The organism is Nitrosopumilus sp., from assembly GCF_025699125.1.
Taxonomy (GTDB): Archaea; Thermoproteota; Nitrososphaeria; order Nitrososphaerales; family Nitrosopumilaceae; genus Nitrosopumilus.
On record NZ_JAILWC010000001.1, the window covers coordinates 395,896 to 414,255 of the forward strand.

At 36.0% G+C, this 18,360-nt stretch carries 26 protein-coding genes; 15 read left to right on the top strand and 11 right to left on the bottom strand.

All coding sequences use genetic code 11. The features are described from left to right. The first annotated feature begins 22 nt into the window (after positions 1-22). Positions 23-229, top strand: a complete 207-nt coding sequence (locus K5783_RS02360; protein WP_366939141.1) for an RNA polymerase Rbp10 — start codon at positions 23-25, stop codon at positions 227-229. A gap of 1 nt (position 230) precedes the next feature. On the opposite strand, the gene K5783_RS02365 is transcribed toward K5783_RS02360, so the two are convergent. Both K5783_RS02365 and K5783_RS02370 read right to left on the bottom strand, forming a co-directional pair. Beyond that, positions 231-428, bottom strand: a complete 198-nt coding sequence (locus K5783_RS02365) for a C2H2-type zinc finger protein (RefSeq protein WP_109877244.1) — start codon at positions 426-428, stop codon at positions 231-233. A gap of 2 nt (positions 429-430) precedes the next feature. Continuing rightward, on the bottom strand, positions 431-841 hold the full coding sequence (locus tag K5783_RS02370; RefSeq protein WP_278975160.1) for a hypothetical protein: 411 nt from the start codon (positions 839-841) through the stop codon (positions 431-433). A 262-nt stretch (positions 842-1,103) separates the two neighbouring features. On the opposite strand from K5783_RS02370, the gene K5783_RS02375 reads away from it, so the two are divergent. Beyond that, positions 1,104-1,613 carry a TIGR00725 family protein gene (locus K5783_RS02375; protein WP_297471957.1) on the top strand — a complete coding sequence of 170 codons (510 nt, stop codon included), beginning with the start codon at positions 1,104-1,106 and terminating at the stop codon, positions 1,611-1,613. 37 nt (positions 1,614-1,650) lie between these two features. Here the strand turns inward: K5783_RS02375 and K5783_RS02380 are convergent, their stop codons facing one another. Further along, positions 1,651-2,520 (bottom strand): arginase family protein, encoded by an 870-nt coding sequence (locus tag K5783_RS02380; protein WP_297471958.1) that lies wholly within the window; start codon positions 2,518-2,520, stop codon positions 1,651-1,653. A 1,104-nt stretch (positions 2,521-3,624) separates the two neighbouring features. Here K5783_RS02380 and K5783_RS02385 point away from each other — a divergent pair. Continuing rightward, positions 3,625-3,825, top strand: a complete 201-nt coding sequence (locus K5783_RS02385) for a hypothetical protein (protein WP_297471959.1) — start codon at positions 3,625-3,627, stop codon at positions 3,823-3,825. A gap of 1 nt (position 3,826) precedes the next feature. Continuing rightward, positions 3,827-4,018 (top strand): hypothetical protein, encoded by a 192-nt coding sequence (locus K5783_RS02390; RefSeq protein ID WP_297471960.1) that lies wholly within the window; start codon positions 3,827-3,829, stop codon positions 4,016-4,018. A gap of 275 nt (positions 4,019-4,293) precedes the next feature. Here K5783_RS02390 and K5783_RS02395 read toward each other — a convergent pair whose 3' ends face one another. Beyond that, positions 4,294-5,439, bottom strand: a complete 1,146-nt coding sequence (locus tag K5783_RS02395; RefSeq protein WP_297471961.1) for a 3-hydroxyacyl-CoA dehydrogenase — start codon at positions 5,437-5,439, stop codon at positions 4,294-4,296. A 54-nt stretch (positions 5,440-5,493) separates the two neighbouring features. Here K5783_RS02395 and K5783_RS02400 point away from each other — a divergent pair, with 54 nt between their 5' ends. Genes K5783_RS02400 through K5783_RS02410 form a run of 3 tightly spaced genes read left to right on the top strand, consistent with a single transcriptional unit; the run spans position 5,494 to position 6,386 of the window. Beyond that, positions 5,494-5,661 carry a hypothetical protein gene (locus K5783_RS02400; protein ID WP_200829091.1) on the top strand — a complete coding sequence of 56 codons (168 nt, stop codon included), beginning with the start codon at positions 5,494-5,496 and terminating at the stop codon, positions 5,659-5,661. A 1-nt stretch (position 5,662) separates the two neighbouring features. Beyond that, positions 5,663-5,941, top strand: coding sequence for a hypothetical protein (locus K5783_RS02405; protein WP_297471962.1), 279 nt, complete (start codon positions 5,663-5,665; stop codon positions 5,939-5,941). 37 nt (positions 5,942-5,978) lie between these two features. Then, positions 5,979-6,386, top strand: coding sequence for an HIT family protein (locus K5783_RS02410; RefSeq protein ID WP_278975167.1), 408 nt, complete (start codon positions 5,979-5,981; stop codon positions 6,384-6,386). Here K5783_RS02410 and K5783_RS02415 read toward each other — a convergent pair. Genes K5783_RS02415 through K5783_RS02430 form a run of 4 tightly spaced genes read right to left on the bottom strand, consistent with a single transcriptional unit; the run spans position 6,383 to position 8,312 of the window. After that, positions 6,383-7,099: a J domain-containing protein gene (locus K5783_RS02415; RefSeq protein ID WP_297471963.1), complete on the bottom strand. Its 717-nt coding sequence runs from the start codon at positions 7,097-7,099 to the stop codon at positions 6,383-6,385. The genes K5783_RS02410 and K5783_RS02415 overlap by 4 nt on opposite strands. Before the next feature lie 15 nt (positions 7,100-7,114). After that, positions 7,115-7,477 carry a cupin domain-containing protein gene (locus tag K5783_RS02420; protein ID WP_297471964.1) on the bottom strand — a complete coding sequence of 121 codons (363 nt, stop codon included), beginning with the start codon at positions 7,475-7,477 and terminating at the stop codon, positions 7,115-7,117. A 3-nt stretch (positions 7,478-7,480) separates the two neighbouring features. Continuing rightward, entirely contained in the window at positions 7,481-7,936 is a 456-nt protein-coding gene (locus tag K5783_RS02425; RefSeq protein ID WP_297471965.1) for a cupin domain-containing protein, read from the bottom strand. Between the two features lies 1 nt (position 7,937). Further along, positions 7,938-8,312 carry an SHOCT domain-containing protein gene (locus K5783_RS02430; protein ID WP_297471966.1) on the bottom strand — a complete coding sequence of 125 codons (375 nt, stop codon included), beginning with the start codon at positions 8,310-8,312 and terminating at the stop codon, positions 7,938-7,940. Between the two features lie 63 nt (positions 8,313-8,375). Here K5783_RS02430 and K5783_RS02435 point away from each other — a divergent pair, with 63 nt between their 5' ends. Continuing rightward, a complete protein-coding gene (locus tag K5783_RS02435) occupies positions 8,376-9,098 on the top strand; it encodes a hypothetical protein (RefSeq protein WP_297471967.1) in 723 nt (240 codons plus the stop codon). A 25-nt stretch (positions 9,099-9,123) separates the two neighbouring features. Here K5783_RS02435 and K5783_RS02440 read toward each other — a convergent pair whose 3' ends face one another. Further along, on the bottom strand, positions 9,124-9,945 hold the full coding sequence (locus tag K5783_RS02440; RefSeq protein WP_297471968.1) for a tetratricopeptide repeat protein: 822 nt from the start codon (positions 9,943-9,945) through the stop codon (positions 9,124-9,126). A gap of 279 nt (positions 9,946-10,224) precedes the next feature. Then, positions 10,225-10,932: a hypothetical protein gene (locus K5783_RS02445; protein WP_297471969.1), complete on the bottom strand. Its 708-nt coding sequence runs from the start codon at positions 10,930-10,932 to the stop codon at positions 10,225-10,227. A 352-nt stretch (positions 10,933-11,284) separates the two neighbouring features. Between K5783_RS02445 and K5783_RS02450 the strand changes: the two genes are divergently transcribed. From K5783_RS02450 to K5783_RS02480, 7 genes are all read left to right on the top strand, one after another. Then, entirely contained in the window at positions 11,285-11,554 is a 270-nt protein-coding gene (locus K5783_RS02450) for a hypothetical protein (RefSeq protein ID WP_263970082.1), read from the top strand. A 2-nt stretch (positions 11,555-11,556) separates the two neighbouring features. After that, entirely contained in the window at positions 11,557-12,021 is a 465-nt protein-coding gene (locus K5783_RS02455; protein WP_297471970.1) for a hypothetical protein, read from the top strand. 18 nt (positions 12,022-12,039) lie between these two features. Further along, positions 12,040-12,429 carry a hypothetical protein gene (locus tag K5783_RS02460; RefSeq protein WP_297471971.1) on the top strand — a complete coding sequence of 130 codons (390 nt, stop codon included), beginning with the start codon at positions 12,040-12,042 and terminating at the stop codon, positions 12,427-12,429. Between the two features lie 3 nt (positions 12,430-12,432). After that, positions 12,433-13,149: an ABC transporter ATP-binding protein gene (locus K5783_RS02465; RefSeq protein WP_297471972.1), complete on the top strand. Its 717-nt coding sequence runs from the start codon at positions 12,433-12,435 to the stop codon at positions 13,147-13,149. Next, positions 13,136-15,010 carry a hypothetical protein gene (locus K5783_RS02470; RefSeq protein WP_297471973.1) on the top strand — a complete coding sequence of 625 codons (1,875 nt, stop codon included), beginning with the start codon at positions 13,136-13,138 and terminating at the stop codon, positions 15,008-15,010. Before K5783_RS02465 ends, K5783_RS02470 begins: the two co-directional genes overlap by 14 nt. Then, on the top strand, positions 15,007-16,239 hold the full coding sequence (locus tag K5783_RS02475; RefSeq protein ID WP_297471974.1) for an ABC transporter permease: 1,233 nt from the start codon (positions 15,007-15,009) through the stop codon (positions 16,237-16,239). Before K5783_RS02470 ends, K5783_RS02475 begins: the two co-directional genes overlap by 4 nt. A 101-nt stretch (positions 16,240-16,340) precedes the next feature. Continuing rightward, positions 16,341-16,712, top strand: coding sequence for a hypothetical protein (locus tag K5783_RS02480; protein ID WP_297471975.1), 372 nt, complete (start codon positions 16,341-16,343; stop codon positions 16,710-16,712). On the opposite strand, the gene K5783_RS02485 is transcribed toward K5783_RS02480, so the two are convergent. After that, positions 16,693-17,994 carry an aminotransferase class III-fold pyridoxal phosphate-dependent enzyme gene (locus K5783_RS02485; protein WP_297472695.1) on the bottom strand — a complete coding sequence of 434 codons (1,302 nt, stop codon included), beginning with the start codon at positions 17,992-17,994 and terminating at the stop codon, positions 16,693-16,695. The two genes, K5783_RS02480 and K5783_RS02485, sit on opposite strands and share 20 nt — an antisense overlap. Positions 17,995-18,360: the final 366 nt, after the last annotated feature.

Genomic DNA, 18,360 nt, shown 5'->3' on the forward strand with positions numbered 1-18,360 from the left:
GCCTTAAATTATAGAAATTTTGATGATAAACATGGTTGAAAATTTTGATGATGAAGAAATTGAGGAAACTCCTGTTGAAACATTTGATGTAAACTATTCTTGTCTGCGATGCGGAACTATAGTTTCAAACACTGAACTATCAAGATTGCCTGAAATCAAATGTATCTGTGGGTTTCGAGTATTTACCAAAGTAAGACCGCCCGTAGTCAAAACAGTTAAAGCAATTTAATTTATCTGTCTTTTTTGTAGCTGTGCTCTCTTTGTAAATGGGTTCTCATATCTTCCATGTTTGAGAAAAACTTGTTGCACTCTTTGCAATCATACTGCAAATCTTTGCCGTGAACAATCTGTTTGTGGTTCATTAACTCTTCTTCTTTTGAGAATTTTTTATCACACAAATCACATTTTGTTTTTTTAAAAAATCCCACGTTTATCCCAACTCTGATTTCTTTTCATCCCAACATCTTCTGCATAACTGTCCTTCAATCTTCCAATGTCCCTTTGGATTGTATCTGATTAAACCCATCTTTCCGCCACATAATGAGCAAAAGTTTTTCTTTTTACCGTGACTTTCTTCTTTGTTGTCAAAACATTTCTTGCATAACAAACCCTCCATGTCCCATTGCCATCTTGGTTCCCACAAGTCTGTAATTTTCTGCGTCTCTCCACATTCTACACATGGTTGTCTGACCTTGCCTTCATAGTATTCCTTTGATTTTTCAAAATGACAATCACCGCACAGTACTCCTTTGATATTCCACTCTCTTTTTGGTTTGTGTTTGTGTGACAACTCTTTGTTGCAAATTGCACAGTATGATGGTTTTTTACTAAATAATCCCATTTTGATCCTTCTGATATGACTTAATCTATAAATGTAAACAAAATAAAAATAACAAAAAAATTGTTTATTGGCTAAGGATTTTCTCAAGAGCTTGACTTGCATTAAGCATGCCGTTTCTCTTGGCAAATTCTTCGATCATTTTGTACTGTTTTTCTGTAAAACATACTGGCATTGAACGTCTTTCCATAAAGTGATGTTGGATTTTTTACTAATATCTTTTTCTCTCGGAAAGGTATTTCAAACCATTTTTTCTATTCTGGCTGTGGTCAAGAAAAGGCAGATCTTAGTAATAGGACACAATACAAATGGGTGCACTCCGGAACATGAAAAAATTGCATATGATGTGGGGATGGAGGTCGCAAAATCCGGATCTGTGTTGATTTGTGGGGGATTAGGCGGGGTAATGACTGCAGCAGCTCATGGAGCTAAGGACGGCAATGGCTTGACAGTTGGTATCATTCCTCAAAATGATCCTGCTATGGCCAATGAATTCTGTGATGTGGTCATTCCAACTGGGATGGGTCTTGCTCGTGATTTCCTAAATGCACTGTCTGCTGATGGCGTGATAATTATTGGAGGGGGTTCTGGAACTCTGTCTGAAACTACTGCTGCATACATGTACAAAAAACCAATGGTTGCAATTAGAAATTTGGGCGGTTCAGTTGAGAAATTCATTGATGGTTTTATTGATCAAAGGGAGAATGTCAGGATAGTTGGTGTTGATACCTCCAAGGAAGCAGTAGAGAAAATTCTGGAACTAATTGATGCATAGGCATACAAAATTTGCTTGGAATGAATCTGTTTTTAATTTAGAAATTAGGAAGTTTAGGTTTTACTTTAACAGAAGACAATAATTCGCAAATCATTCGTGATGCTAAATGTGATGTGTTGTCTTGAATATCAAATTTAGGACAAACTTCCATCATATCCATTCCCAATATCCCGTCTTGTGTGATGCTTTTTAGAAGAATTGATGCAGTAATTGGATTTAATCCCATGGGTACTGGAACTGAAACACCCGGTGCAAAGGCAGGATCTATGCAATCCATGTCAAAAGACACGTAGATGTTTTTTCCTATCTTTGAGAGAATATCTTCGATTACCTGTTTGAAACCATAGTATTGAATATCGGCAGGCGAAAATACCGTGATTCCATATTTTTGTATGTTTTCGATCTCTTCTAATTCGGGACTACGGATACCAATCATTACGCTTGACTTGGGATCAATATACGGAAGGCAGTCATACACAACTGAACCGTAAAAATTTCTAGTGGATGAAAGAAAATCCGGATGTGCATCAAAGTAGACAAGAGAAATGGGCCCGCGTTTATTCCCCAATCCCTGTATGATGGATGCAGTAAGAGAATGGTCTCCTCCAATAGTTATTGGCACTTTTCCATCATCGGTTATTCTTTCATAGACTAGCGGGATATTTTCTCTAGAGATATTTCCCAAATCAAAGATTTTTGATTGAGCTTTTCCCGAATTTGTATATGCTAAAGATTCCTTGTTGTTTTCTACATATACATCTCTGTCCCTTGAGATTTTCCTTATTCTGTCAGGCGCTTCTGAAGTTCCTTTTCGTAATGAATGTGAATGAGACTCGTCAGAAATTCCAATAATCACATACTCTGACTCTTTGTAAGAATTGCAATTTGACCAGCATAATGTCTCCATTAGATTTTCACCAAAACCCTGGTGTCTTGCCAAGTATTATGATTTAGACGCAACTGTATCACGAAATACTCAGTGTTAATTCGTGTAATTAAGGAATAAAGTAGTTGATTTCATTTAGCCCAAAGTCAATTGTCGATGATCATATTGTTTGAGAATCCAATGTACGAATTCATGATAACTCTACTAATTGCCTAGGGGGCAGATCCGCCTTTGTGCAATTTTTAGATTCATAAGAAATTACAATAACTATTTTTAACGAACATTTGGATTTCATGCTGATTCCATTATGCATGTAGGAATCATTTTGAGAACATAAATAAAAAAGAAAAAGATTACACTAGAAATAAATTATTTAGTTTTATCTTTTTCAGATTTCTTTGCTTCTTTTTTTGCTTTGTTTGAGGTTTTACTCATGACGTGCCATCTGGAAACAAGTAAATGAAGTAAAGCCTAATTGACTTTATTCAGAACTAGGACAACCAAATATCTTGAATTTACAAATTCTTGTTTGCAGTTGGTTACCGGTAATGCAGATTGTGATAGTAAAACTTTGAGAACAAATCATTCATCTTGTTTAAATTCAAGAATTCCAACCCACATCTACTATGAGTTATCAATATGATGACGACAATGATGACGTAGATTACGACTCTGACTATGATGAGGATTAACCGTCCTCTCATTTTCTTTTTTTAGGATCTTGACTTTCTCGTAGTTTGGTTTTCTGATTCTCTATTCATTTTGAGGATCCTTGTTTTGCTAAAAGCGAGGTTTCCAGGTTAGAGTCTTACGGTTTTTCTAAACTCTAGGTAAATTGCCTTTTGGTTATGGAATCGATCGTGATAATTTGCTAGATTATGACATATTGCAAATAATTTGAGGAATAAATGGAAAAATCTCCATTTATTTTTCAAAAGCCAGGCACGAATTAAATGGAGATAAATGGAGATGAAATTTTTTTAAAAAATATCTGAAAATATGATTTTCATATAAAATAACATCAGATTCAATGAAAAATGGAAGAAAAGAGGATTTGGAAAATTAGGATCTAAAACTATTGAGCATCTTGACACTATAGAAAGAGATGGTAAATTGTATCAAGTGATGAAAATACTGCGGGTCAACAGATTACGAAGTTCTATTTTATCTGGAGACATATCTCAAATTGGGAAATTTAATGTAATTGAGAGAATGGTGAATCTAAATGCAGATAATAAGAGAATGTGGTTTGAAAAAATCATCAACATAAATAGAAACAAGATGATAAAATCAATGCCTTTATCAATGAATTATCATACAATATGATATGAATAAAAACCAGAAAAAGATTTTAGAATATTTATCTAAAAAAGATGCTTCAACATTTACCGCTCTTGAAGAAATTGCAAAACATATAGTACTTGGAGAAACTGATACTGGCTCTGAATGTTACAAATTACGAGAAGATAAATTTTTAGCGCCGAACCAAAAACAGATTCTAAAAAAATGGGACGTCTGATAGATCATGGAATGTTATTACTTCATAACAATTATTCTCCAGATAAGAGAGGTTATGTTACAGAAAAATCTGAAGGTTGGCTTGATTTAGATTATTGAACACTTTCCAACAAACAAACTTACATCATAATGCTAGTCATTACCAAAATTCCACGCACAAAGCGGGGGGCATTCTATTTTTACTCTTTGTAGATGAACTTGTTAACCCTTTGGCATGAAAATAAATTAAAAATTCATTCATGACGGATTCTCAGTATTTTTTACACTAGTCACAGATTAGCTAGTCTGCATAGACACCAGTAATGGATCTGGCTTGTAAAACTCTCCATGCTCTGCTGCAAGTTTGTTTAATTCATCGACAATGTTTTTGATGCCGATCTCTTTTGCAGTTTCAAACAATGGTTTTTTCAGACCCAGTCCCAACTGAGCTGCCTTTTCAATCTCCTCTATGTCACTTGCACCGTTAGTCACAAGCCAAGCGGCATTGTTAATAATATTTGCAACAAGTTGAATGGGATTGCATTTTTGTGCAAGTTTTTCTGAAAGCGCAACCCTCTCATATTTGTCATCAGAATACTTGTAAAACCCTTCTCCTGATTTTTGCCCCAGTTTTTTCTCATCAAACATTTTTTCAACTAGCGGATGTGGATTGATCACTTTTTTGTCTCGTAGATGCATCTCGACTGTTGCTTTGTGAATTACATCCATTCCCGTAAAATCTGCCAGCTCAAAAATTCCCATTGGAAATCCCAGTTTGAATTTAACAGCAGAGTCTATCTCCTCAAGGGTTGCACCTGTTCTGTCTTTGACAAAACATGCTTCATGAACCATTGGGATGAACAATCTATTTATGATAAATCCTGGAACGTCCTTTCTACATAGTACGGCAACTTTGTTAACCGATTTGACATATTCTTGAGTTAAATCCGTGATTTTTTGAGATGTTTTTTCTCCTGGGATTATTTCTACCAGCTTCATTAACTGTGGTGGGTTGAAGAAATGGATTCCTATGAATTTGTCTGGGCGCGATGTTGTGTTTGCAATTTCGGTGATTGGCAACGTACTTGTGTTTGATGCAAAGATTACCTCTGGGGCTGCAACTTTGTCCAGTTCTGCATAAACTGTTTTCTTCAAGTCCATTATTTCGGGAACTACCTCGATTACTAGTTCTGCGTCTTTTACTGCTTCTGCCAAATCCACAATTGGCTTTATTCTTGCAAAAATTGAATCTCCTTCATCTTTTGAAATTTTTTCTTTTGATACCAGTTTGTCTAGGCTCCATTTTATCTTCTCCATGGCTTTGTCTAAAAATTCCTGTTTGATGTCTCGTAAAACTACATTATATCCTGCTGTTGCAGAAACTTGGGCTATGCCGTGACCCATTACACCAGATCCTAAAACTGTGATATTTTTTATTGACACTGATTCTAAAAAATTGAGTATCCTTTATAATGTATTTCAAAATTTTATTATCTTATGGGTTTGTTCAAACGTAAGAAAGACGATAAAAACAAGACAAAATGCGATGTCTGTGGAACTGATTTGTATGATCCTGAACGATTGAAAAAACACCTGAAAAAAGCACATGGAAACGTACCTGCAAAGAAGTTGGATCCGAATGCAGGTGACGGTGGAACTTGGTAGCATGGAACTAAGTTCTGGTCGGAAAGCTATCCTTGTTTTTGTTGGTGCATTTGTTGCTGCAGGAATTGTTCTATCCACTATGGTTTTTCCATTTTGGAATCTAATTCGTGAAGATGTGTTTGAAGAAGTGGTGATTTTGACAAATGATAACGGAGTGTGCTATGTTGAAACTTCTGATAACATTCCAAAAACCATTGAAAATTGCACCCTTGACTCTGGTGATAAAGCTACTATCAAGTTTGGCAATGGACTTGCTTGGGCTACGATAGTTGCCCCGTAATCGATGATTTAATATTTTGAAAATATGCTAAAAACACATGGACTGTATTTTCTGTAAAATCATCTCTGGTGACATCCCTGCCAAAATCATTAAAGAAACAAGCTCTTCTATATCGTTTTTAGATGCATTTCCTCTTGCAAAGGGTCATGTACTTGTAATTCCAAAAAACCATCATCAAAAAATTCAGGATATGAGCGAAAAAGAAAACTCTGATTTGTTTTCTCTTGTACATTCTATGATTTCAAAGGTTGACTCTATTACCGGTTCCACTTTACTTGCGGTGCATAACGGTAAAGATGCGGGACAGGAAGTGCCACATGTTCATGTACATTTAGTTCCGAGAAGCAAAGATGATTCTGCAGGAGCAATTCATTCCATGTTTAGTAATTCATTGAAACTATCTGACTCTGAAATAGATGAGATATATGAAAAATTAAAAGTCTAATACGGATACAATCTTTCATTTGAATCTATATTTTCAACGATGATTGCTTTTGTCGGACATGTCTCAGCCGCATTCATAATTTTGTTTACTCCGGCACCCTTTTGATTAATCACCGAGGATTTTGGATTTGACCTGCTTTCTTTATTGATTTCAAACACGTCTGGAGCTATCATTTCACAGCTACAACATCCAATACATCGGCTTTTGTCTACATCTACGAAAAGATTTGGTTGTTTTTTGGGTTCTTGCGCTTTTTCGTATTCCCCGTTTCTCCCGTCTGGACGAACCCGTGCATTATACTCCTCCCAAAATTTTCGCTCATACTCTTTCCAAAAATCAGGATCTCCTTCTTCGAACTCACGAGTGTATTTACTCCAATCTTGTTCTGGAATGCCTCCGTCATCTGGTGCTCCCCATTGTGGCTTTTTCTTGTATCGTGTTTTGGTGTTTGGTTTTTCTGCATGTTTTTCCTGTGGTGAACTGTTTTGATGATTGTGGTTTTTCTTCAAAAAATTATAGGCCTCTGTAATTTTTTTAAATTCCGTGTCACTTACTGCATTTTTATTTTTGTCAGGATGCCATTCTAGTGCCAGCTTTCTGTATGCTGCCTTGATCTCGTCTTGTGATGAATCCTGATTCACATTCAATACCTTGATTGCCTGATATGTGTTCACTGAAGATAGAGATTTGTCATATGATAAAAATAATTGCAACGATGTTGGCTTCTTTTATTCCAGTATTTCCTCATTTTCTGCTTTCCATGCAGGTTCGACAATGCACAAAAACCTCAAATTCTCTGATCCCGTGTTTTTAATGCATTGCTTGGAATTTGGCGCAACATACACTGAATCATCTTTTTCAAGCTCATACGCCTCCTCGTCCACATTCAGTCTTGCATTCCCATCCAAAATGTAATAAATTTCAGATGATGCAAGTTTGTGAAGTTTGGAACTTTTTCCAGGCTTTAATGTGAATTGTGCCACGCTGTAATTAATCCCACTTAGTGTGTTATGTGGATGAAAATACTGCTTGATTTTGGTTCCCTCATTTCCGTCAATAGGTTGAATCTCAGAATTTTTTCGTAATGACATTGTCTATATTATTTCTGAAACTTTGGATTTGAAATCTGATTCATACCATGTTGTTTTGTATGATGCATTTTTTTTAGGCAATATGTTTATTGCAATGTGAGAGAATGTCTTTTTCTTGTCAACTGAGCCGTGAGTATGTAGTACATTTGCAGGAATGTGCACGACATCTCCTTCATTAAGTGATATTTTCTCTGTTCGTTTAATCTTGAAATTGGTTTTAGATGTGCCGTATTTTTTAAAAATCTCGAGACTTCCATTCCCTTTAACTGCAATTAATACTTGATTTCCATCATGCTGATGGAGTTTGGTTCTGGAACCTTTTTCAAAATGAACATGATAAATGTCTTGATCCTTTGATTTGATTTTCTCAGATATTACTTTCATCCATGTTTTACCTGTAAACCAATCTGGATTTACCTTTCTTTGGTCCCCTGTTCCAAAAATATTCGCTTTCTTCATTTTAAATTCTACTCAAAATCTTCTTTTTCTTTTCTTGGAACTCTTTTTCAGTAAGGACTCCTGATTTTCTTAATTTTCCAAGTTTTTCAAGCAATCTCAAATCTTCTTCTGAACTCGATGTCATTTTTTTTGCAGACAAAATCCCTTCGTTTATTCTTTCAATACTTTTCTTTTGTAAAATTTCACTTTCTTTTCGTGCTTTCTCGCTGAATTCTTTGCTCGCTTTAGAAGCTTGTTTTGCAGTGATTTCTCCTAATTCTACTGCTTCATCTAAAACATCGTCAGCCTTTTTGATTCCTTCTTGGATTGCCTTGTCTGCTCTTCTGAGAAATTTATCGATATATCCGCCTTTTTTTGATTTCTTTGAGGTTCCCATGAGTTTTTAATAATTTCAAATCTATTATTTCTTTCTTAGTCGAATTGGTTTAATAGCCTGGATTTGTTAGAAAGAGTGATTTTGACAAACGACTATGATGTAAAGACTGTTGTGATAAGAAAAAACCTTGAAGAGGAGGATGCGCTGAAACTAGTGGAGCAAAAGAAAACAGACCCTTTCAAATCATTATTGTCCAGACCAAAAAAAGAGGACATTCATATCGATTCTCTAAAGTTGTGCTACGAGTCTTCCTTGATAGTATCAGGCAAGTACTCTGCAAATTATTTTAGAAAAGCCATCCATTCAATCGATGTTGACTCAAATGTACATGGCGTGGTTTTAGGAGATGCTGTCTTTCCAGTTCGCTCAAAATCTGGCCTGGAAAAGGCATTTGTTGGAAAAAAAGGAAAAAACAAAGTTGACTTGAGTTTAGAGGAACATGTTTTTGTTGAAGAAGAAGATGAGTTGACATTTGATCATCATGGACTTGAAATAGAGTTGCCATTTAAAATTGATTCAAAAACTATAGAGAATTATCCTAAAAAAATTCTGGAAGGCGGTTCGTCTGTAATACGAAAGCCTGAATTTTCTTATGATTCTGTGATAGACAAACTTCAGTTTCATCTAAAAAAACCAATGGAGGGAGATGTCCGTGATCTGAAAGATGAATTCGTCTTGCATGATATTACAGAGGTGTACATTCCAATTTTTGAGGCAAGATTATCTGATCTTAAAAAGAAAGTTGAGATTATTCGAATTGACGCAGTAAGAAAAAAAATTCTATAATGGAACTCTAGATTTATCTGATGAATTACATCTTCACAATTTTTCTAAACTCGTCATTGGCGTGAAATTTCTCAAAAGCTTTTTCCTCTTTTGCCCATGAGCGAATAGTTTTCGGATTCTTTGCAACTGCCTGTTTTAATAGTCCTAATGCTTCAGGATCCATTCCAAGTTCAGCTTTACTTCTTGATTTTGCATAAATGATGTTGACGTTGTCTTTGTGTTTTGATAAGATTTTGTCAAATATTTCAATTGCGTTTTCATGTTTGCCTAACTCTGCTAACTCTATCCCTTTGTGGAAAAACGCATCCATGTGACTAGGATTGTTTTTGTAAACTTTGTCAAAACAATTCAGTGCCTCCTCATGCCTTTTTATTTTCCCTAGGATGATTCCCTTGTAGAATAATGCATTTGGTTTTCTTGGCTCAATCATGATTGCTTTGTCTAACACTTGCAATGCCTCCTCATGTTCCTTTAGTTTGTCGAGTAGCACCCCTTTGTTAAAATAAGATGCAGCATGTTTTGGGTCTGCTTCTATTGCTTTGTCGTAACATTCTGCTGCGTCTTGAATGTTGCCCATCTCGGCCATTGCTATTCCCTTGTTGTTGTATGCTTGAGCGTCTTTTGGATTGATCTCTAGTAATTTGTCAAAACACGTGATTGCATCACTGTATTTTTTTATCTGGTTCAGTGCTAGTCCTTTGTTAAATATTGCTGAGGTGTTTTCTGGTTCTTGCTTTATCACTTTGTTAAACAACGAGATGGCTCCCTTTGGTTGGTTTTTCTCAATTAGTGACATTGCATTATACATCAGATCCTCTGAATTCTCTTTTCCACCAAACAATCCCATGATTTTTACAAAATGATACTGCTAATTACTTTTTTCAATAACCTTCTTCGTTTGAATCTGATTCTGCATCAATTTTCTCAAATGTCATGTCCTTTTTTTGGCAGGACTCACACTTCTCCATGATGCCAAATTCATTCCTGTATTGACCTTTCCCATCACATCTGAAACAGACCAACCTATTCTGCTGGGTTTAGATGCGAATTAAGGTTTGCTGATATTGTGTGATTGATTCAATTTCTATGCTGATTGGATCTAAATTAAGAGAAATAAAAAAAGACTCTACAGATGAGAACTTTTCATGTTAAGAAACACTTTCTGCTTGAGTTCTTTGAGTTGGTCGTGGATAGTTTTCACTGCATCTGAATCTCCGTTATTGTATGCATCTCTAAGTTGTTGCATCAAATCTAGAAATTGTGCCCTTGCAGCATCAACATCTGCATCTCCAGTTGGTTCTGAGAATTTCTGTTGGAATTTCTCAAATTTCTTTGCAGTTTTTTCACCTTTCATTTCTTTCATTTTTGAATGATCAAATGTTTTGGTGACTGTGGTGAAGTTTGTACTGTCACCTGCATCTACAACAAAGATGTTTTTGGTCATTGTTTCAGACTCATCTTTGTTCATGCTGGTAATGGTCCATACAAGATATTTGTTGCCTTCACCATCTTTTGCAATTCCAATGCTTGCCTTCATTGCATCCGTAACACCATTACTTTCAGCAATGGATACTGCTTGACCTAGAGAAACTGTTACTTGATTTTTTAGCTCAGAGTGAGTCTCTTTTGTCATTTCTGCAGGAATTGCAATTGATCCTGTAAATCCTTCAACTTGGATAGCCTTATTTCCATGATGTCCTTTTTTGTGGTCTTTTTCCCCACTCCATTTTGCATAATCTTCCCCTTCTGCCATTACGCTTGGTAATGCTACAGCGAACATCAGGGCAAAGACTGCTACAAACGCAGGAATCATGTACTTTGTTTTACTATTCATGGATGATTTCATATAATTTTGCATAAAAGGCGTTGTTATCAAGTGATACGTAACAATGTTACCTGATCTTTATCTGACTTGCTTCGTCGTTGATTTTGTTGGTACAGATTTGCAAGGGTATTTGTGAGTACAAAAAGGCATTTTCAATGCCAAATAATTTACGTTATAACTCAGGACAGAAGAGATGTGGTTTATGTGATTGTTATTTCTATACCGAAGACATTTCTTGTCCATGTTGTACTACCAGACTTAGGACAAAACCACGAAATAAAAAATTACGGAATAAATGATGATGTGTTATGGAATCCATTTTTAGAGGCGACTTTATCTGGCACGTGAATACAGAGATCGAATTTACATTAGGAAGGATATTCTCTTGAAACTTTACGAGTATGGTGAAATGAATCAAAGTAGATTGATGAGTATATGTGGATTAAACAATGTAAAACACAAGGAAATTTTGGATAGCATGGTAAACAAACAGATGATTGAAAGAAAAGAAGAGCCGTGGGGGAACAAAACCATCTACAAATACAAAATTTCTGAAAAAGGAAAGACGCTACTTGAAGAAGTTTTGCAGAGATATGAGGACCTGTTCCCAAGAGATAACGGAGATGAATAAAAATGTCTAAAGATAATTCCAATAAAGACCGTGAAAATATTTTTGAAATATTGGATGGAATAATGTTTCAGCTTAGCAGAACAAAAAAGATGTTTTTGATTATGATAATTACTACATTAATAATTCCACCACTCTCCCTAATCGCAATTACCAGTGTATATGATTCTCCATATCAAGACAAATTCAGAGAAGATTTTGACACCCGTCTGCAATCAAAACTTGATAATGATGAAATAACCGAAGACGAATACAATTTGATGAAGGAGAAATTCTCCAAGAAAACAAAACTAAATCCATTGCTTCGCCCCCATCAGCTTGTAATATTCGTAATCTCCGTTGTTTGGTTGGGAATAGGAATAAGACAATGGTTTGTTATCTCAAAATGGGACAAGCGATACCAACAATTCAAGGAAAACCAAAAAGAGATTGATAAGAAATTCGAAGATGACTCTGATGATGAAAAATAAATTGGTTGTAAATTTAAAATGAATAAACTCAATATTTTATTTTTTGCAGCGGCCGTCACTACTGCCATTGCAGGAATAATTCATGTTGTTTTGGGGATTCCTTCAAACAATCTCAATAGTCAGATATTGTTTGTTGTGGGAGGCGCTACGCAGATTTTTTGGGCTGTCCCAATGATTAGAAAGTGGGGGGCTGTCTGGTATGGTGTAGGTCTTGGTGGAACTTTGATGTTTATTGCAATATGGGTGATTACTAGAATTCCTGATAACTTCATTACTGGACGTGAGGGAAGAATCAGTGATAACGGAATTCTAGTTGAAGCATTTCAGATTGCTTTTGTTGGTATTGTAATTGTGATTCTTGTACTGGACAGAAAATCATTTTCTAAAAAAGAAGGAAATGCGAGTTAAAATATGAGTTCTATGTCCCAGACCGCTAAACAAGTGCATGGCATACTTGATGTGCAAAATGTTTCCAAAGTTTACCAAACTGCTGCAGGAAAAGTTGTAGCTCTAAAAAATGTCAGTTTCTCCATTCCGAAAAACCAGTTTGTATCAATTGTCGGTCCTTCAGGTAGCGGGAAATCCACTTTGCTGAATATGATTGGGGCTTTGGATAAACCATCTAGGGGTACTGTATTGATGGATGGGATTGATATCTTCAAGCTACCTGATAACAAACTGGCAAAGATTCGAAATACCAAAATCGGATTTGTATTTCAATCATTTAATTTGATTAACAGATCGACTGTTCAAAAAAATATTGAAATGCCTGGAATTATTTCTGGAATGGACAATGCAACTAGAACTAAACGTGCCCAAAGCATTCTAAAAAAACTCGGTATTTTAAAAAAAGCAAACCATAAACCAAATAATCTCAGTGGCGGAGAACAACAAAGAGTTGCAATAGGTAGAGCCTTGATAAATAATCCTGCAATTATTCTTGCAGATGAGCCAACTGGAAATTTGGATACTGCTACTGGTGAAGATATTTTCCAGCTTTTAACAGAGCTGACAAAAAAATATTCCAGAACGGTTGTAATGATTACACACAATGTAGATTTGGCAAAAAGGACAGATCGATCAATATACATGAAAGATGGAGAAATTGAAAAAGATGTCTGCAACTAAATCAAAAAATATGGTTCTCAAGATGTTGTCTCTTTCCCTGTTTGCAATACTGGTGATTTCTGTTTTGCCAAACTTTGCAAATGCTCAAACTTTTAGAAGCGATTGTTCTTCATCTACTACTACACGGGTTGATGCAGATTACAACGGACCTGTTTTCCTTGATGCGTATTGGACTGACAGAAGTAGTTCTAGTACGGATTCACTTAATCCCAATGAATTAGAAGTAGGACCTGGAGAGGGACCATCAACTCTTGCTGCTGTCTTTGTAAATCGCTCACCACTTGAACTGTATGCTGTTACAGGATATTTGCGTCTGCCAGACGGATTCAAGCCAGGTGGAACTAGTGCAGATCCTCAGGCAAAATCCTACTTTGCATCCACTTTTAGCAAAAGTATTGGAGACGTATCCCAAGCGAGTTATTTTGCTAAACTAGTTGAAGGAGAAGTGTTTACTCTGTACTTTGATGTGGATATTACAGATGATGCCGAAGTTGGCTCGTATCTTAGTTCTGCAATCCTGGATTATTCCACTCCAGATCATGTGAGAAGCTGTAAATCTGCCTTGCTAAATGTGCCATTTATTTTACCTGGAAAAGTTGTTTTGGATCTAGGTACTGATAATAAGCCACTGACCCCAAAGGTGCCAAATCCTATTGACTTTATAATTTCCAACACGGGAAGTTCTCCTGCAACTGGTGCAATTTTGACAATATTGAGTATTGGAGACGATAGCAGTCGCTCATCAAGGGACAGTTCAAGCTCTACTGTTACTTTACAATCATCTGAAACGGAATTGGTCAATCTTGGAGCTAATACGTTCAACATCGGAACTATTCCTGCAAATGGCTCTACGAGAATCTCAACAACAATATTTCCAGAAGCCACATCAGGCTCATCAGTTCAGAACATAAGTCTCCAAATAACATATGGCAATGCCTATGGATACAAGCAGACTGAATTGTTAACTACCGGACTTGTCGTTTCGCCAAAACCCTCAGAATCGCCAATCATCGTATCAGTTGATACACAACATGATGAACCAGTAGTGACTGCAGGAATTGTTGAAAACATTATGTTCCAAGTTACCAACAATGGTGACGATGAGATTACGGATCTGCTACTTACTCTATCTGGGGAAACTACAGAAATGAAAATTATGGGAAAGTCAAAGTGGATGATAAGTTCTCTTCCTGTGGGTGAAACTTTTGAGTTTACCACTGATGTCTTTGCGTCAACTAACCTGATCAATACTCCTAGTTCCTTTAACATGAATCTGGATTACATCTCTGATGGAGAGTCTAGCTTGGATGCTGCAAATGTAGGAGTGTTTGTTTCTGGGAGCATAGAATTGACACTATATGATGTACAGGTTAGCAGTATTGGTGGCAAGTTGCATCTTGTTGGAAACGTGCTCAATCAGGGAAGCACTACTGGCAAATTTGCCAACATAGAACTGCTGTCCCTTGCGGATATCCCAGATGTTTCAGATATTTCTCCACAGTATATGGGAGATTTAACAGATGATTCATCAATTCCATTTAGTATTCCATTGCCAGTATCTTCGCTTTCACAAGGCAAACACCCTTTCTCAGTTAAGGTGACTTATGCTGATGATCTTAGAAATTTTCATGAAATTGTTTTTGATGACATAGTTAATGTTTCTCAAATCAAACAGCAATCATCAAATGAACGCGGTGAAAGTTCCGCACTGATCTCTACTGAAGTTTTATTGGGAATTGCAGCAGCAGTAATTGTCGTTATAGTAATAGTAATTAAAATCAGAAAAAAGAAAAGCGAAATAGATTCCAGTGCTGATGATCTGGATTTCCTCTTGGATAACTCAAAGAGCTCAAAGAATTGAATCCTAAAGAAATTCTGTTACTGTCTTTTTCTGCATTAAACGAACGTAAGATCCGAACATTATTGACCGTATTGATGGTTGTTGTAGGAAGCAGTTTGATGATTGTTCTTAATGGACTCAGTGCCGGACAAACTCAATTTATTGAGGATCAACTAAATCAACTTGCAGACAATGTATTAACAGTGACACCTGGGCAACGCTCTTTTCGAAGTGTGGATACAACTCCATCAATTGTATTTAATTCTGCAGTTGTAAATAAAATAAATTCCCTGTCTTCTGTAGTTGATGTGATCCCGAGATATTCTGGTACAGTTGATCTTAATTCACAAGCAAGAGTATTGCGTACCTCTGTCCTGGCAATGAATCCTGATGATGTTTATGTTAGCGTACCTGGTCTTGAAATGGAAGCGGGTTCTGTGATAAAGCGAAATGACCCTTCAGCAATACTTGTTGGACAAAGTGTAGCGTATCCTGATGGGGCATCATTTCCAATAGTTACATTGGGTCAATCGCTGAAACTCACTTTTAGATATGTTGATACGGAAGGCGAGCAGCAAGAAGACTCTAGAACATTTGTGGTGTCTGGAATTTTAAAAGAATCAGGTGATCGTACTTTGGATCGTTCTGTAATAATTAACGAAAATGTTGGAAATACATTTTTAAAAAAATCAGGCAAATTTGATAGCCTCTTAGTTTCTTTACAATCATCTGAATTAATTTCACAAACCGAAGAGGATCTGAAAGAACTCTTTGGTACGTCTATAGGAATCTCTAGCCTTCAATCCCGATTGCAATTTAGACAACAGTTTACTGAAGGTAATAACGCATTTATTCAAAGCATCGGTGTAATTGCTTTGGTTGTTGGTGCTGTAGGTATCATCACTACATTGTACACATCAGTTACTGAAAGAATTAAAGAGATTGGTACGATGAAAGCTATAGGTGCTCAGAATAAATCCATACTTTTGCTTTTTCTAATGGAGGCATTACTTATTGGTCTATTAGGTGGAACAGCTGGAATCTTGGTAGGTATGATGTCTGGACATGCTCTAAGTTCTATTCTATCTCCTCCTGGTTTTGGAAATACTTCAAACATTGTACCTATTTTTCATTTTGTAGATACACTATACGTATGGTTGTTATCCGTAATACTTAGCATATCTGCAGGAATACTTCCTGCATGGAAAGCTTCCACGTTATCGCCCCTTGTTGCATTACGTAGAGAGTAAATTGAAATCATTTCATTCATTGAATAGTGATGAGAAAAAGTATTGACGCCAATGTGTCATGTCGTAGCAATTTTTTAAAAGAAGCAATATAGACTTCAAGTGTGTCTGATTTTCAATTAAAATATCTTGCAGACAAGGTGCATGTACACAGATGGCCCAAAGATTCCCCTGATTGGGATGAATCAACCATTGTACAACTAGATAAAACAATTAACAAAAATCTTGAAAAAAAACAGATTGTGGTAGGCGAAAGTATAATTCAAATTCAAACCATCAAATTTTATTCAATTAAAAAAGTCGGAGTAACTGTACCTCTCTTCAAGGATGAATGCACCATGATATTTGAAGCAAAATTTGGAGAATTATTTGCACACGTTCATGTTACTATCAAAAATGAAAACTATTTGGATATTTTTAACCAATTAATTTCTTGGCGAAAAAAATACTTTCCCTCTAATGAAGATAATCAATAGTTGCTACGACCATCTTTTTGATGTCTTGCTTTGTGTGGGTGTATGATATGGCGCCTAATTTTCCTGGCAAAAAGAATATTCCATCATGTGCTATCATCTTGAAATGGTAATCATGAAGTGCTCTAGTATCGCATTTTGCTGCTTGAGTGGCATTAGTAATTTCCACAGTTCCATTATTCACAAAATGGGTCATAAACAAAGAACCTTTTCCAGTTACTACTCCTTTACCATCAAATGCTTTGGTTAGTTCTTTTCTGGCATAATCTCCTATAGAATTAATTGTTGAATAGATGGACTTGTTATTTTTCAAAATAGAAAGTGTTGCAAATCCTGCAGTCATCGATGTGGGGTTTGCAGAAAATGTTCCACCCCCTACATAACTTCGCTCTGATTTTTTCTTTCCCGTGGTATCTGCATATTCCATGATTTCTTTTTTGCCACACATCACCCCGATTGCCATTCCGCCACCTGTGATTTTTCCCAGAGTTACAATGTCTGGATCTAGTTTCATTGTTGGATAGATGCATCCATATCTAAATCTAAATCCTGTAACTATCTCATCTAAAATAAATAATGAATTGTTTTTCTTACAAAATTCTTGTATTCCTTTCAAGTAATCTGATTCAGCTGGAATGCATCCGCCACCGCCTAACACTGGTTCTATAATTACGCCAGCTAAATCATTAGAATGTTTTTTCAAAATGAAAAGTGATGCTTCCAAGTCATTATAAGGAATTGAAACAATCTTTTCCTCATTAACAACACCTGAACTTTCTGATTCAGCAAATGGCCAATTCACTGATTTTAGCAAATCTGAAGTATAACCATGCCATCCGCCATCAATCTTTGCAATTATTTTTTTTCCAGTAACAGAGCGCGCAAGTCTTACTGCATACATTGTAGCTTCAGTTCCTGATGTGACATAACGAATTTTCTCAGCTACTGGAACAGCTTTTGAAATTAATTCTGACAGTAAAACGGTCTGCATATTGACCGTTCCATACATCCAGCTTTTCTCAATCTGTTTTTTCAGAGCGTCTTTGACATTTTTTTGACCATGTCCTAAAATGAGACTCCAGTGACCCATCCAGTAATCCGTATATTTGTTGGAATCCACATCGACAAGGTTTTTTCCTGCGGATGATTTTACAATAAATGGATATGGTTCATAAAATCTTATGTTGTGACTTACACCATTTACATGAAGTTTAGCAGACTTTGCAAATAATTTTGCAGACTGTGGTGTTTTCTTTTTGTACTCTCTTGTATAATCCAAAACCAAATTCATCAATTATTACTGTCATTTTAACCCTCAAAAATAACGTAAAACAGCTCAATTTTATGTGTGATTCATGCTGAAAAAATTTGTAAAAATAAAACATGTAATTTTTTCAATTTTTAGCCCCGATCAGGCACAATTTCACGTATAGTTTATATGGATTCCGTATACTTCACCTTCTGCATACGTAACGCAATAGGCGGCGCTTGTGATGAAGTTTGGCAATATGCCATTTTGTGATTCATGGGCCTCCAGTTACGCATACAAGAATGAGGATTTGATTGAAAGATCAATATCTGAGATGTGAAGATTATGTGCATCCGTCAATTCCAATTAAAGTACAAATGTACTTCAATAATCAAAATACAA